Source organism: Lunatimonas sp. (assembly GCF_020832325.1).
Classification (GTDB): Bacteria; Bacteroidota; Bacteroidia; order Cytophagales; family Cyclobacteriaceae; genus Lunatimonas.
Genome location: NZ_JAFIEU010000049.1, coordinates 1 through 16,142 on the forward strand (window position 1 = coordinate 1; position 16,142 = coordinate 16,142).

Consider the following 16,142-nt stretch of genomic DNA (forward strand, 5'->3'; position numbering starts at 1 on the left):
GTCCAAGTAGGTTAAAATACCATGCCTTTTTGCTAAGATGATGGAGGAATTGGGGTTTGCTAAGCCCGATATTTGCTCTTTGCCAATGGAATAGGGCAAAGCCAACTTTGCGCAAGGAGACGCTGCTTTTTGCCTCTTTCTGAAACCTTCACCGAATTAGATACTTAACGAATCGAAAAGTATGATAAATGCCTTCAAAATCGGTTTTTTATTAATTGCGTGTGTGGTCTTCGTTTCCTGTGGGGAGAGACCCACACAAGCGGACTGTGGATTGTGTGAATCTACAGGGGCTCAATGGATACAAGTAGAGAGGGAGCTGCCCACAGAAGATTCACTTTTCTACCTGCCCAATCCGGCACCACTCTTTCGAAAAGAGTTTGGGGTAGAAAGCCAATTTGATAGCGCCAAACTTTTTATTACCGCGGCCGGCTATTACAAGGCGACGCTGAATGGCGAGGCCATCGGCAAAAACATCCTCGATCCCGCTTGGACAGATTATACCAAGCGGATTTATTATGCGGAATATGACCTTTCTACGCAGATTCAACAGGGGGAAAACTGCCTAGGAGTAAGCTTGGGCAACGGGTTTTACAGTCCGCTGCCCATGCGGAAGTGGGGGAGGAGAAATCCCAGGGAGGACTTGAACGTAGGCAAACCAACCTTTATTGCAAGACTGGTTCTTTACTATCCAAATGGGAAAACCAAGGAAATTAGTACAAACGAGTCGTGGAAATATTCCTATGGGCCTTTGATCAAAAACAGTGTGTATTTGGGTGTCCTATATGACAAGAGGATGGAGATACCAGGATGGGACAGGCCGGGTTTTAACGATACGGACTGGAGTTCGGCGCAGGTAGGAGAGGGTCCGGGAGGGCAACTCCAAGCGGCATTTTTTCCACCGGTACAGGTAACCGAGGAGATACATCCAAAATCCATAAATGAGATCGAAAAGGATGTGTATATCGTGGACATGGGGGTGAACTTTACCGGAACCTATAAAATACGGCTAGCTGGAAATGCCGGTGACACCATTACGGTGCGGTTTGGGGAACGGCTGTACGAAGACGGGACGCTGAATCCCATGACAACGGTGGTTGGCCAAATCAAGCGGCCTGGGATCGGGGGGGCCGGTGCACCTGCGATAGCTTGGCAAACGAGCAGCTACGTAGTCGATACAGAACCTACCTGGTTTAGTCCTGATTTTACGTACCACACGTTTCGGTATATGGAAATAGTCGGATTGCAGAAACCTCCGCATTTAACCGATGTCACGGGTCTGTACTTTCATACCAACGTGGAAAAAGAAAGTCACTTTACCAGTTCGAATTCCCTGTTAAACCAAATTCAGGACGCAACCCGGCGAACCTTCTTGTCGAATCTCATCAGCGTGCAATCGGACTGCGCCGTGAGGGAAAAGTTTGGCTATGGTGGTGACCTGAATGCCACTGCTGAGTCCTTTATCTACAATTTCGATATGCGGGATTTTTACCGAAAGACGGTCTATGATTGGGTAGATGCCATGAATGATTCCATCTTTGTAGACACTGCGCCCTTTGCGGGTATCAAATACTGTGGGATTAGCTGGGAATCCGCTTACCTAATCACTCAATATTACCTGTACCTGTACTATGATGAGACTGATTTGGTACATGAGCTGTATGAGGATAACTTGGCATGGATGGATAAGGTAGCTAGGATTCATCCGGAGGGGTTGGTGGACAGTGGTCTGAGTGATCACGAATCCCTTGAACCGGTACCTGTTCAACTGACCGGTACTGCCCATTACCTACAGTGTGCTGAAATCATGGAGACCTTTGCCTCTGTGATGGGCGACACGAAAAACCAGCAGCGATTTGCCGAACTGTCCGAAAAATTGAGATCTATCATCAAAGCGGAGTTTTGGGATAAGCCGGTTACGGAGAGAATCAATAGGCAGACCTTGTTTTCTACACTGCTTTTCCACCGGATCATCCCAGAAGATGAGTTGGGTGCCGCGAGGGATTCTTTGGTGCAAGCGGTGAGAAACGGTCCTTCCGGCCAATTTAATACCGGCATCTTTGGGACTAAATACGTGCTGGAGACCCTTTCGGAGTCTGTCCCTATAGATCAGGTTTACGGGATCATAAACAGCACCAAATTTCCAGGTTGGGGTCACATGATCAGCAGGGGCGCTACAACCATCTGGGAGACTTGGCAAGAAAGCGACAATGTGTTTACAAACTGTCATCCTATGTTCGGGACGGTAACGGAATGGTATTATAGGTGGCTGGGCGGAATAAGACCGAACCCCGATCAGCCCGGTTTCAAAGAATTTGTTTTGGCACCGAGGACGCCCACAGGCTTGGATTCGATTACCTGTTCGTACAGATCTCCCTATGGCGATATCGTGTCCAACTGGCGAAGAGAACCGGGAAACTCTGTCGTATACGATCTAAATATACCCGTGGGAAGTGTGGCTTCGGTTTCCTTGGATATGAAGGCATCCCAAGGGCTTTCGATCACCAAGGATGGGAATGCTTTCCAGCCTTCAATAACCGATCCTTCTGTTCCTGGGAAATTTACGCTTGAGGGAGGAAGCTATAAAGTGGTTGTGTCTGGTTAGCGGAAATTGGCTTCCTACCGCTGAAAATAGGTATAGATGGCTTGTTCTATGCCGCAAATATGTATAACATGGGTTGTTTAAATAGTAACCGATTAATTATAAGTCTTTATGAGTACATCGCGAATTACCTGGTGCGTTCTTTTTTCTTGTTCTGTCTTTTTTTTGGCTTGTACTGCACCCGAAAACACATCGCACGTGTACAAACCTACCAATGTCCTGCTGATTACTGCGGACGACCTAAATTATAATTCCGTTGGGGCCTATGGATGCGAGGTAGAAAATATCACGCCGAATTTGGACAAGCTGGCAGCAGGCGGAATGCGGTTTAATCGAGGCTATGTAAATATTGCCGTTTGCCAGCCCTCTCGTCAATCAATCATGACTGGAAGGTATCCCCGTACCAATGGTTCCTTGGGATTTGAGCCGATAAAGGACGGTGTTCCGACACTGACAGAACAATTGCATCACGCCGGCTACCTGAATGGGATATTGGGCAAGGAAATTCACCTTAAGCCGACTAACAGATTTTTTTGGGATTACTTTGTTACCGAAGGAGACTTGGCGTCCGGCTTGGGGATTGGAAGAGATCCTGAGCTGTTCTATAGCTTTACCAAAGAGTTTATCCAAAAAGCTGAACGGGAGGGCAAGCCATTTTTTCTAATGGCGAATAGCCACGATCCCCACCGGCCCTTTGCTGGCAGTGATCAAGAAAAAAATGCGTGGGGGGCGGACCTGCCGGTGTTTACTCGGGAAATTACACCGGAAGAGGTCACCGTGCCGGCTTTTTTACCGGATTTGCCTGAGGTACGCCGAGAGATCGCCGAGTATTACACCTCCGTTTTCCGTTTGGACCAGACGGTCGGTGCCATCCTTCGGGCATTGGAAGAGTCCGGTCAGCGGGAAAATACCCTGGTCATGTTTCTCAGTGACAACGGGATGGCGCTGCCATTTGCCAAGTCCAACTGCTACCTAAACAGCAACAAAACGCCTTGGATAGTATCCTGGCCCAGCCGGATCAAAGAAGGGAGCGTAGACGATACCCATTTTATTTCCGGCATAGACTATATGCCGACGGTACTGCATGCCCTTCGCCTGCCTGAAGTGGCAGATATGGATGGAAAATCCTTTTTACCGGTACTGGAGGGAAAAACACAGGCTAACCGAAACCTGGTTTTCACGGAGTTTCACCGGATTTTTGCCGGTATCGATTATCCGATGCGCGGTGTGCAGGAGGGTGATTTTGGCTATATTGTCAATTTTTGGAGTGATGGGGAGCACCAAATCCGCGGAGATGCTTCTAGCGGTAGGACCTACGCAGCAATGAAAGATGGGGCGCCCGTCGATTCCCTAGTCTCCGAGCGGTTGAAGCATTATGAGTACCGGGTGCCGGAGGAGCTGTACGACCTAAAGGCTGATCCGGATGCACTGGTAAATTTGATAGACGATCCAGAATATACGGAGATCGCGACGCGTTTAAAGGGACATCTTGTTAGGAACATGCGGCAAACCAAGGACCACCTAACAGGATTTTTTCAGGAACGATTCTTAAAAGAGTAAATGTATGCTTACAGAAAGTCTTTTGTTTAACTTAAGCCATCGTCGACCTAGCCGCAGCAATGTCGCAACCTGGTCTATTCTTTGAATAGTTATATGATGGTGATTTTTCCTCGTGATTTTTGCAGTACCTAGGATCTATATTTTTATTTAAGGATCCTTCTATAGTACCGTTTTACAGGTGGCTGGACGAAGCATCGGTCTATTGCCCGGTTTGTAGCTTGGTGACCGGAAAGCTGACCGAATGAAATATGATAAAATAGCATATTGTTTGGCTAATATGATGGAAAAGTAATCCAAGGCAAATTTTTACCTTTCATATTGTTAAACTAACCATATAGACAATATGTATACAAACTTTACTAACCTAAACTTCAGCCATTGTTCGAGGCTTTTCCACAGGAAGAGATTCGGCTTATCGATCTTGATGGGCCTGCTGTTCTTTTCCTTGCAAACGTCTTTGGTAATTGCTGAAAACGGATTTTCGTCTTTCAGGGCAAACAACGAAAATCGAGATGCGAAAGATCAGCCATCAGCCCTTCACCCGGATATTCGGGTTTCTGGAAAAGTGACCGATGAGGATGGGGAAGCATTGCCGGGAGCAACCATCACCGTAGTAGGTTCTACCATTGGCACCGTAACCGATATCGATGGAATGTACAATGTCACTGTTCCGGATAATGCCACACTTGTTTTCTCATTTATCGGATTTCAATCCCAGCAGGTTCCGGTAGGCAACCGAACGACGATAAATATCGTGCTGAAGGCGGAGGTGTCTGGATTGGAAGAAATTGTAGTAGTAGGGTACGGCACTCAGAAGAAGATCAACCTAACAGGTGCTGTGTCCACTGCAAGAGGTGAGGACATGGCAAACCGACCCGTAACCAATGTGCAACAAGCCTTACAGGGTTTGGTAAGTAACTTGGTGATTACGCCAAACAACGCCGGAGGAGAACCCGGTGCAGGTATGGATATGAGTATTCGGGGGCTAGCCTCCTTTGAAGGTAGTACAGCTCCTTTTGTGTTGGTGGATGGGGTTCCAATGAACATCAACGATATCGACCCCAACGATATAGAATCCGTGTCGGTTTTGAAGGACGTGGCTTCCACCTCTATCTATGGAGCGCGGGCTGCCTACGGTGTTATCTTGATTACCACCAAAAGAGGAACTACGGGATCCAGGATATCCTATTCCAACAACGTGGGCTTTAGCAGTCCCACGATATGGCCGCGATTGCAAGGAGGAATGGATTGGGCACATGCATTGAACGATGCCAATACGAACTTTGGTGGTACGCCGCCTTATCCGGCAGAAGCGCTTCAGCGCTTGGAGCAGAACTTAAGAGTCCCCGGTAGTGCACCCGGCATGCTGCCCATGCCAGGAGCAAATGACTGGAATATATTGAATACGGGTACCTTCGGTGTCGCCAATGATGGTATTTCTGACTTGATTATGCGGGACCGGGCGATGCGGACCAAGCATAACATTGCCATTTCAGGGGGAAACGAGAATGTAAATTACTACTTATCTACAGGTTACTATAGCGAAGATGGATTGTTGCGTTTCGGTGATGAGTCTTTCAACCGATTTAACGTGGATGCCAAGGTTTCCGCTAAAGTGACACCTTGGATGAACATCGAGTTTCTTACCAAATACAAGTCAGAGAATGAGGACTTCCCGTGGAACGGCGATTTTGGCCGGGCATGGTACATGAACTGGATTGGAAAGATCAAGTTTGGAACGCCGGCAAAATATCCCGACTCAGATATCTGGACCATGCAGACACGGGTAGAGGAATGGAGAGGTATGCGGCAGCGCATCAAAAGCAATCAGATTGTATTGTCTCCAAAAATCAATATAGAGCCTATCAAAGGTTGGGTAACCACTGCCCAATTCAACTTTACCTCGGATCAAATTGAAGATACGCGAACAGCCAAGCAATGGCCATGGGTGAGACCGAACGGTGAAATAGCCCTGGAGCCACAAAGCAGGCAGGCCACGCGGTATGAGAATGATTTGATCAGGAATAACTATTTCTCTCCAAACATCTACTCCTCGTATGGCAAAGAGATTGGAAAGCATGAATTTCAGGTGATGGTGGGTTATCAGCACGAGATATGGGACTATAGTAGCCTATTTGCACGTAGTTTCTTTATGCTGAGCGACGCGGTACCCTCAATCAGTACTTCTGTAGGGGATCAACTGGTAAGAGACGAAATCGGCCACTGGAGTACACAGAGTGTTTTCTCGCGTTTGAATTACATCTTCAACAAAAAATACCTCCTAGAGGTCAATGTGCGTCAGGATGGTTCGTCCAGGTTTGAGCCTAGCCGCAGAAGGGGTGTTTTCCCATCCGCCTCGGCCGGTTGGATTCTTTCAGAAGAAGGCTTTTTCCCAAAATCTAACGTAGTAGAATTGGTGAAGTTTAGAGGATCGTACGGAAGACTTGGAAACCAAGATGTTGATAACTATTTGTACGTACCTACCCTGCCTATTCGTCAGACAAATCAGTGGTTATTTGGAAATGATCGTGCTTGGGCCGTAGGGGCCCCTAATCTAACTAGCGTAAATCTTTCTTGGGAAACAGTGGCTACGACCAACCTTGGATTGGACGTGGCATTATTAAATAACCAGCTCGATTTCACCTTTGAGGTGTATGAAACCAGGACCAAGGATTTGGTTTCTCCCGGCAGACCGCTGCCTGCTGTATTGGGGACAACTGTGCCAAAAAGAAATGAAGGTGAGATCAGGACCCGAGGATGGGAGTTTGAGTTCGGCTATAAAGGTACTATTGGGTCCGACATCAAATACCAGATTAGAGGACAGTTGGCCGATTACAGAAGTGTAGTTGTTAACTATACCAATCCAACAGGATTGTTGGGCAACAACATCTACTATATAGGTCAAGAATTAGGAGAAATTTGGGGATTCCTTTATGATGGTCATTTTCAATCACAGGCTGAAATCAACGAAAGTGTAGATCAAAGCTTTATCTATCCCGGAATTTGGAGACCGGGTGACTTTAGGTACAAGGATCTCAATGGGGATGGAAGAATCAATATCGGGGACAATACGGTTGATAATCCAGGGGATCTTACCATTCTGGGAAATACCACCCCAAGGTATACCTACGGCCTAAACCTAGGAGGCAGCTGGAAGAATTTTGATCTATCCGTCTTTTTCCAGGGTGTAGCTAAGAGAGATTGGACTTTCGGCCAAAGCGCCGTTTTCAGAGGACCTGCGGCAGGGCCCATGCACAACAATGTGTTAGAGGGGCATTTGGATTATTGGAGAGACGAATCGAGCGCGTTGGGACCAAACTACGACGCCTATTTTCCAAGACCCTATGCGCAGTTCTTTGGCGAGAACCAAAAGAACTATGGTAGACCCACGGATCATTTGCTACAAAACGCTGCTTATTTGAGACTTAAGAACCTTCAAGTGGGTTATTCGATCCCTCAGCACATTGCAAAAAAGGTTTTGCTGAGCAATGCGAGGATTTATGTATCGGGTGAAAATTTATTGACATTTTCTAATTTGATGTTCTTTGACCCGGAGGCATTGGCAGGTAGATGGTATGGTGCTGGTGATGCCTACCCATTGAGTAGGACCATGTCAGCGGGCATAAACCTTAATTTCTAACAAGTAATCACTGGAGATCGAGCATAAGTGGAAACTCTTCTGTGAAAAAAGACAGGAATATTCACTCCGAACATCTTAAAAGCAAAAAAACATGAAATCGATTTATTATATCATAGCATTTCTCGTAGGAACTACACTGTATTCCTGCGACGATGATTTCCTAAACAGGGTTCCACTAGATCAGATTTCTGATCCAGAGTTTTGGAATTCTACAGGCGACATGGAATTATTTCTCAATACCTTCTATGACACCTTTGACGGCTGGCCTCCTTCCGGCGGCGGATCTGCTCCTACAAAGGATAGGGGAACAGATATTGCGTTGCCTGCCATCAATGTCTTTGGAGCTAGTTGGACTCCCCGATTGGATGGAGCTATCAATGTTCCCGCATCAGCATCAGCTCAATACTGGAACTGGGTGAATATCCGGAACATCAACTATTTTCTGGATAATGTCGATCGCGTTCAGGCACGCACGAACATGACGGATCATTACGTCGGAGAAGGACACTTTTTCCGGGCATGGTTTTACTATGAAATGATGAAAAGTTTTGGTGCGTTACCAATTATCACGAAAGCAGTCAATGAGGACGACGAGGATATATTGTATGCCCCTAGAAACAATCGTACCGAAGTATTCAATTTTATCCTTAGCGACCTGGAAATTGCCATCTCAAAAATGCGCCATAGCCATCAGCTGGCCACGCCTGGAACAAGGTTGAGCAAGGACATTGCGCTAATGTTTAAGGCAAGAGCCTGCTTGTACGAGGGTACTTGGGAAAAGTACCATCGAGGGACACCCTTTGAGGGTCAAACGGACGGAAGAGGATTCCTTCAGCAAGCAGCGGACGCCGCCCTACAAATAATCGACGGGGGGAATTTTTCACTCGTGATGGGAGACACCAGTAGGGTATATGCGGACCTGTTTAACAGAACCAACTATGCGGGTGTTCGGGAGGTTATTTTTTACAAACATTATGATCGGGAAACCCACGGGAATACCTTTGGCAATCAATTATGGAACTGGCCAAATGCCTATGGATACACCCACGAGGCAACTAAGTTTTTCCTGAGCAAAGATGGACTGCCTATCGCAGTAAGTCCAAATTTTGTGGGGGATGCGACATTGGACGTGATTCAGGTAAACAGGGATCCCCGCCTCGCGCAGACCGTGATGGTCCCCACCGACATCCGTAGAATTCAAGGCACGGATACCACGTTCTTCCTGCGGCCTGATGTACTGAATTCAGGTACCGGTATAGAGTCTAGAAAGTTCCGACATATCGTAGTAGATCCGGCAGTTGGTATCCAAAACCATAACGTGGATTATATTTTCATGCGATTGCCGGAGGCCATGCTAGTCTATGCAGAGGCCAAGGCTGAATTGGGTACGCTGACCCAAGCGGATGTAGATAAAACCATCAACGTGATTAGAGATCGGGTAGGCATGCCCCATTTGATTCTCAATAGCATCACACCGGATCCGAACTGGCCTAATTACGGCTACGCACTTCCTGATTACCTTCATGAAATCAGGAGAGAACGAACGGTGGAGTTGTTTGCTGAAGGGTTTCGATTTGATGACCTCATGCGCTGGAGAGCACACAACTACTGGGTTGGTACCAGGTTTGTCGGAACCTTTGCCACTCCCGAGTTAATCGCCATCGCTCCGGCGGTTCCGAGGAATGCAGCTGGGTTTTTTGACCCTTACCAAAATGCACTCAGTGGTCCGGGCAGTACGTTTGGATTTAATCCAAACAGAGACTATCTGATGCCGCTGCCCACCAATGAGTTGACGTTGAATACCAACCTAATGCAAAATCCAGGTTGGTAGTCTGTCAGTCATAAGGTAGTGGCAAAAAAGTGAAAACGAACTATGGGCATGGTTAAGGTCTTCCCTCGGAGTCTTTAACCTTGCCTATTTTTTCGCCTAACTCTTTAGCACCTTTTAATTTCTATAGAGGGACTTGCCTAGGGTAAAATTTAACCAGTTAAAACGAATGATACGTACATGCTTGATTTTACCGATTTTAGGAGAATTCATACGGCACTGAAGCTTTGTCTCTTTCTAATCTGCCTGCCATTCTCGGGATTCGGAAAAGAACCCCCCAACCTGATCCTAATCCTAGTAGACGACCTGGGATATGGAGACCTAAGCATGCACGGAAGCAAGCAAATACCTACTCCGAACATTGACCGTTTGGGTGCGGAGGGCATTGTATTCAAAACCGCCTATGTATCATCCACCGTGTGTGCCCCTTCCCGTGCAGGTCTATTAACCGGAAAGAATCAGCTACGATTCGGGTTCAACAATAACTTTGGCCCTGACCAACCCGGGTTCGACCCTGAATTTAAAGGTCTTCCACTCAGCGAAACAACGTTAGCCGATAGGCTGGGCGAGCTTGGATACACTACCGGGCTGATTGGCAAGTGGCATCTAGGCGAAAAGCCGCAATTCCATCCCCTTAAAAGAGGGTTTGACGAGTTTTGGGGTTTTTTGGGTGGCGGCCATAACTATTTTGAGGCAGCAGCCGACGGCGAAGATCTCTTATCTCCCATATATTGCAATTACAAAACTCCCGGGCCCCTCACCTATATGACGGATGACATCGGGAATGAAAGCGTTGATTTTATCCGAAGGCACAAAGAAAGTCCATTCTTTCTGTTGACCTCCTTTAACGCCCCCCACTCACCCATGCAGGCCAGATCGGACGATCTGACGTTGTTCACTCACATCGAGGATGAGTTGAGAAGAACCTATTGCGCGATGGTATACCGGCTGGATCAAAATGTAGGGAAGATGCTGGATGCCCTACAGTCTGAAGGACTGGAGGAGAATACCTTGGTTGTTTTTCTAAGTGACAATGGGGGACCTGCTGTTGATCCGATCGCAAACGGTTCCATCAATGCGCCCTTTCGAGGGCAGAAAACCACTTTGTTGGAAGGCGGTATCCGAGTTCCTTTCATTTTTAAGTGGCCTAGAAAACTGAATACCGGCGTGGAGGTAAGCGAGGTGGTATCAGCGTTGGATATTTTTCCGACGTTTGTACATGCTGCTGGAGGGTCTGTGTCGTCAAAAGAAGACCTAGATGGAATGGACCTGTTGCCGTTTTTAGCCGGATCCGGCAAAACCATCCCCTCTCGGCCCATGAAATGGGGATATACAGTTTCCATGGCCTATCGGCTGGGTAATTGGAAGCTCATTCGCCTGCCCGATAGACTTCCCATGCTCTTTGATCTATCGACGGATATAGCAGAAACCAACAACCTGGCACTTATTCATCTGGATAGGACAAAGGCCATGTTGCAGGAATTGGGGGATTGGGATCACCGGCTGCCACAGCCACTGTTCCTGGAACCCCCTAGTTGGAGAGTACGTCACTTGATGTTTTATGATGTTGAATACCAGCTTGTACAGCCCGATTGATGCCTTCATTTTAAATAAAAAATCCGTATGCCCTTTGGTCTTCTATGCAGAAACAGATGGTGTATAGCGGCTGAATATGTTGATATTTTGAAATTTGATAGAATGTACAAAAAAATCATTAACCGATACGTATGGGCCGCACTGCTCCTATCAGGAGTGTGTCTGGTAAGTTGGACTGCCTTGATCGGTCAACCGGAACCTTCGGGTGCGGAGCTCAAACATGCCTCTTTGTTGACTACTGATCAAGAAGCACCACTTTCCTTGATGGGAAACCGCTTCCTTACCTTTGCTTCCGTGGTGCGGGTAAACCAGATTGAAGTATCCAGAAATGAGGCGAAGGGAGTGGATGAATCGTCCGTTCACAGCCCCCGGGAAGCCCGTATCCTACGGGAAGCGATCGCAGACGCTTGGCCGGGTGCCCGCATGACCTGGGCATTCAGTTGGCTGGCCCTACACGATGAACGCGAAAACTACCGGGATTTACGTAAACTTATCGTGTCCTACCAGAAGAAATACGGGGATGAGATTACCTTTATTCCAGGTGCTTATTTTTCACCCATGTACAACTCGCGGGCGCAGACCAACTTGGATCTGCACGAAGGCTTGAAAAAGGTCTCTGAAATGGTAGGCAATGGCTACCGTCCCAAAGCCGTAATAGCGGGCTTTATGGCGGCCGAAAACCTACGGTACTTGGCAGAAGAGGAAGGAATCCACGTGTGTCAGGGCACCATTTGGAGTCAGTATGCCGTGGATAACGGGGATGGGGATGGTTCCATTGTATACCCCTATTATCCCTCTACAGAGCACTACTGCAAACCTGCCCAAAGCGAGGAGGATCGGATAGACTGCGTAAACCTCGACGGGTGGACGGTTGATTTTTTGAATGCTAGATACCCGGGTGCGAGACGAATCGATGGAGTGAACTGCGGGAGTAGGATGGGCGTGGGGCCTATTGAGACGGTGATACGACTAGGTACCGAACTGGGTGTTCGGCAAATGTTAGCAACCACGTCCACCCATTTTGACAAGGGATTTGACCTCAATGGGTTCGCTTGGGTGACTTCCACCTGGGAACTCAGTTTGGTGGAGGCTAGGCAGCTTTTCCCCTTTTACCAAGGGCGTAATGGCATGGAAGGGTTGACCGTGTGGTTGAGCGAAATCCGTCGCAGGTGGCCGGATGCCCAGATGATTACCCACGGGGAGTTCGGCATGCTTTGGCGGGAACATTACCAAAACAACGACGACATGGATTATCAGTTTGTGCACCGAGGGTCTGGCATTTGTGGGTCTGAACCGGAGATGGAGATCCGCTGGTTTATGAACAAGGATTTTCGTATGGCGACCCTCAGGGACTGGATTGCCCAGACTCCTGAGAAGGTGATCGACTTTACCAGGTACGATTTGGAAGCCTCCGAACCCGAAGACGCCCAGCCCGGGCAGCCCATACGCAATTGGAGTTTGATGAACCGCCTAAACCAAAAAGGAACAAGGCCAGAGGATGTGGCAACGAAAATAGATGAACTAAGCCCTGAGGAGCAGGCGATGATAAAACAACGATACCCTGTTTTGTTAACCGAAGAGCATCCTAGTCGAATCAAGTAAGCAATTGTTTAACCCCCAAATAAATACGTCACTATGTATCCTAGAGCTTGTAAATTTCTCTACCAAACAATATTCCATTTACTTCTATTTATTGCTTGCGCTACTACTGTGCATGCCCAAAGGAATACATTGCCGGCCGACACTGCTCTTGTCTCTTTGAATGAAGTAACGGTTAACGGCAAACGAATTCCCTATCAAGTTACGGTAGGAACTCAGCCGGTATACGGTAAAGATGGAGAAATTGATGCTGCGTTGTTTTATACCTATTACAAACGACGGGACGTCGATCAGGTAGAGAACCGACCCATCGCATTCTCATTCAATGGTGGGCCAGGAGCTGCATCGCTGTGGATGCATTTGGGCTATACAAGTCCGAAACGGCTGCAAATAAGTGACGAAGGATATCCCATACAGCCCTATGGTGTCGTCGATAATCCACATTCCATTATAGATGTAGCAGATATCGTATATATTGATCCGGTTAATACGGGTTTTTCACGCATATTGAATGACGGTAAGCGGGAAGATTTTTTTGGAGTGTATCAAGACATTAAATACTTGGCTGCCTGGATTGACAATTTCCTATCACGACAAGGACGTTGGAGATCCCCCAAGTACCTGATTGGGGAGAGTTATGCGGCAACACGCGTAGCTGGCTTATCCGGTGAACTGCAAGACCACCATGGGATTTACCTCAACGGAGTAGTTATTGTATCCGGTACTAAAATGGAGCTACCTATCGCAAGTAATGAAGTACTACAAATCCCGAACTACGCTGCGGTAGCCTGGTATCACAAAAAGCTACCGGAAGATCTGCAGAAAAAAAGTCTTACTGAAGTTCTCTCAGAAGTTGAAAAGTATGCCATTGAGCAATATTTACCAGCGGTGGAAAGAGGTGGATTTATCGACGAAAATCAGAAACAGGAGGTTGCCGAAAAATTGGCCCGGTACACCGGTCTCAAAAAGGAATTCATATTGAATTACAATCTGGCAGTCCCCACTAGTGCTTTCAGAAAAGAGTTATTAAGGGAAGAAGGATATTTTCTGGGTTTATCCGATGCACGGTATAAGGGCATAGATAAAGTGGATGCTGGCGATACCTTTACCGGAAGTCCTCCGGAGGCAGCGGCTTGGGATAATGCCTTCACTCCTGCCATTAATGCATATCTTCGAGATGATTTAAAATTTAAAACAGACCTGCAATACCAGGTTTCGGGTTCTGTGTTTCCCTGGCCTTGGGATAGATTTACGGACGGTACCGGAGAGAAATTGCGTAATGCGATGATGCAGAACCCCCGTCTTGAAGTGTTATTTCAAGCAGGATATTACGATATGTTGGTAAATTATTTTAGGCAGATGAATGGCATGTGGAAGCTTGATCCAAGCGGTAAAATGAAAGACCGTTTACATTTTAAAGCGTATGAAAGCGGCCACATGATGTATGTGAGGGAGGAAGATTTGGTAACCTCTACCAATGACCTCCGGGAATTTATTCAACAAACCATCCCTCAGAAGGGTGAACCGGCAAGGTATTGATGTAGGCTGTTCATACCTCTAATGTAGGAAAATCGAGCATGACGTAACCGTCACACACTGGGATGACTATCAAACATGCGAAATTCCATCTGACCATTAAAAATCAATTATAGACAGATGAAATCGTTTATAGATCGACGAATCCTCGGGACATTCGACTGGGTGTAGAATCCCCTACACCCTAATATTCCTAAATTCCTTTGCAGTCGAAATCTCTTCAATGCCATTTGCAATGGCTTACTAAAGAACGTCCTACAAACCAATTGCTTGGTATTCCAGCCAATAGCTAACTAAAAATTTTACCCATAGTCCTTATAAACAATCAGAAAACACGTCCTCCAAATTTAATACAAATCCCTCAATAATTTTTGAAGAAACCATGTCGCCATGGGTGAAAATCTTCGATGCATCATACCGTCCGTTGATTAAAGTATACACCAATAGAGTGCATTCATTCGGATGTATCACCCAGTATTCCTTGACACCCGATTCTTCATATACCTCGTATTTATGTTGCAGCTCCTTCTTGTTATTCCCTAGAGATAGGACTTCGACTACTAAATCCAGCGCACCTAAGCAACCGGATTCGTCGATTTTACGAGCATCACAAATCACGTAAATGTCTGGTTGCACTACTGTATCGATATCTTCATTTCTTTTTGATGTTAGCGGAAGGCGGACATCAAAGGGAACAATGAATGCCTCACATTTTTTTCCTTTTAGATAATTAGAGAGCTCCACAATCACGTTCCCGGCAACCCGTTGGTGGATTACCCTAGGTGCAGCGGCTTGTCTAAATACCTTACCTCGAATCAACTCCACCATTTCATCGATCTGCCAGGTCACGTAGTCAGCATAGGTATATCTTCCATCCGCCTGTCCGGCAGGCAGGTATTCGGAAAAAGGCTCTTCAACTTTGTTGGGAGTATCAGGATCATTCATAGTTTAAACATAGGGAAATTAGTGATAAATCAAAGACATATCTTTTCTTATAAATAACTACAACTATTGGGAACTCGAGTGCTCTTCATTTTCGAAAGAGTCAATTTATTGTCCCAAATTATTGATTACTTTCAATATAAAGTATGCTGGGTTAGAAGCTTTGAAGGCCGTGGATTATTGGTAATTCTGTCCATTTCCAATTGCAAAATGGAAAGGATAGAAAGGTAGGACAATCCGTAAAAATATAGTCCTTAGGACTGTTTAGGATTGGGCCGGGCTGTAGGGAGGGATAACTACACCCAGCCGTGGTTGCTACTAATTTGGCTTAATTAGACTATGATCGGGCGATCCAAGTTAATTTTTTAATTTTTCACCTCATTTAGGATAAAGTAGGGTAAACTGTTTTGGTAGCAACTACAGCCCTATTTGCTCAATAGAGTACGTTTTGCGGAACTTGAGTATAAAGAGTCCCACCAATAAATTTTTGTGACCAAACCTAGGGGCGTAGCCCTGTAATCTTAGTACCTTTCTTTTGAGGACTATTAGAAATAGTTTCATTAATTCAGATTTATTATGCCTAACCAAATTTTTTGATGAATCCTTTTTTGGATGATTTTTCGGAATTGGTTTATTTAATTAGGCATTTTGAAAATGGCTAAAATATACCTATATTGCTCTGAAACACGGTTTTCATGGAAAAAAGGTATAAGAGTCTCTCCATATTCGAATTTCAGGAGAAGTTTCCCTCGGACAGGGAGTGCTATAAGTATCTGGCAGAGCTCAAATGGAAGGAAGGGTATGTCTGCAAAAAATGCGGACACACCAATTACTGTAAGGGG

Annotated in this window: 9 protein-coding genes; 8 read left to right on the top strand and 1 reads right to left on the bottom strand. The window is 46.4% G+C overall.

The genetic code is table 11. The features are described 5' to 3' along the window. The first annotated feature begins 181 nt into the window (after positions 1–181). From JJU34_RS19195 to JJU34_RS19225, 7 genes are all read left to right on the top strand, one after another. On the top strand, positions 182–2,602 hold the full coding sequence (locus JJU34_RS19195; protein WP_228694043.1) for a family 78 glycoside hydrolase catalytic domain: 2,421 nt from the start codon (positions 182–184) through the stop codon (positions 2,600–2,602). A 195-nt stretch (positions 2,603–2,797) separates the two neighbouring features. Next, positions 2,798–4,159, top strand: coding sequence for a sulfatase-like hydrolase/transferase (locus JJU34_RS19200; protein ID WP_228694044.1), 1,362 nt, complete (start codon positions 2,798–2,800; stop codon positions 4,157–4,159). A 343-nt stretch (positions 4,160–4,502) separates the two neighbouring features. Further along, positions 4,503–7,799, top strand: a complete 3,297-nt coding sequence (locus JJU34_RS19205) for a TonB-dependent receptor (RefSeq protein WP_228694045.1) — start codon at positions 4,503–4,505, stop codon at positions 7,797–7,799. Positions 7,800–7,890: 91 nt separating this feature from the next. Next, positions 7,891–9,630 carry a RagB/SusD family nutrient uptake outer membrane protein gene (locus JJU34_RS19210; protein WP_228694046.1) on the top strand — a complete coding sequence of 580 codons (1,740 nt, stop codon included), beginning with the start codon at positions 7,891–7,893 and terminating at the stop codon, positions 9,628–9,630. Positions 9,631–9,807: 177 nt separating this feature from the next. Next, a complete protein-coding gene (locus JJU34_RS19215) occupies positions 9,808–11,223 on the top strand; it encodes a sulfatase-like hydrolase/transferase (RefSeq protein WP_228694047.1) in 1,416 nt (471 codons plus the stop codon). A 102-nt stretch (positions 11,224–11,325) separates the two neighbouring features. Then, positions 11,326–12,825 (top strand): DUF3863 domain-containing protein, encoded by a 1,500-nt coding sequence (locus tag JJU34_RS19220; RefSeq protein ID WP_228694048.1) that lies wholly within the window; start codon positions 11,326–11,328, stop codon positions 12,823–12,825. 156 nt (positions 12,826–12,981) lie between these two features. Beyond that, on the top strand, positions 12,982–14,361 hold the full coding sequence (locus JJU34_RS19225) for a carboxypeptidase (RefSeq protein ID WP_228694049.1): 1,380 nt from the start codon (positions 12,982–12,984) through the stop codon (positions 14,359–14,361). A 312-nt stretch (positions 14,362–14,673) separates the two neighbouring features. Here JJU34_RS19225 and JJU34_RS19230 read toward each other — a convergent pair whose 3' ends face one another. Then, on the bottom strand, positions 14,674–15,303 hold the full coding sequence (locus JJU34_RS19230) for a Uma2 family endonuclease (RefSeq protein WP_228694050.1): 630 nt from the start codon (positions 15,301–15,303) through the stop codon (positions 14,674–14,676). A gap of 692 nt (positions 15,304–15,995) precedes the next feature. Between JJU34_RS19230 and JJU34_RS21885 the strand changes: the two genes are divergently transcribed. Further along, positions 15,996–16,142, top strand: a 147-nt coding sequence (locus tag JJU34_RS21885) for a transposase (RefSeq protein ID WP_366512727.1), incomplete at its 3' end; no start/stop codon positions are given.

Bases quoted from the DNA above. Each gene is read 5' to 3' on its own strand.
- JJU34_RS19215 (WP_228694047.1), top strand. From the start codon at position 9,808: ATGCTTGATTTTACCGATTTTAGGAGAATTCATACGGCACTGAAGCTT.
- JJU34_RS19220 (WP_228694048.1), top strand. From the start codon at position 11,326: ATGTACAAAAAAATCATTAACCGATACGTATGGGCCGCACTGCTCCTA.
- JJU34_RS19205 (WP_228694045.1), top strand. From the start codon at position 4,503: ATGTATACAAACTTTACTAACCTAAACTTCAGCCATTGTTCGAGGCTT.
- JJU34_RS19210 (WP_228694046.1), top strand. From the start codon at position 7,891: ATGAAATCGATTTATTATATCATAGCATTTCTCGTAGGAACTACACTG.
- JJU34_RS19230 (WP_228694050.1), bottom strand. From the start codon at position 15,303: ATGAATGATCCTGATACTCCCAACAAAGTTGAAGAGCCTTTTTCCGAA.
- JJU34_RS19195 (WP_228694043.1), top strand. From the start codon at position 182: ATGATAAATGCCTTCAAAATCGGTTTTTTATTAATTGCGTGTGTGGTC.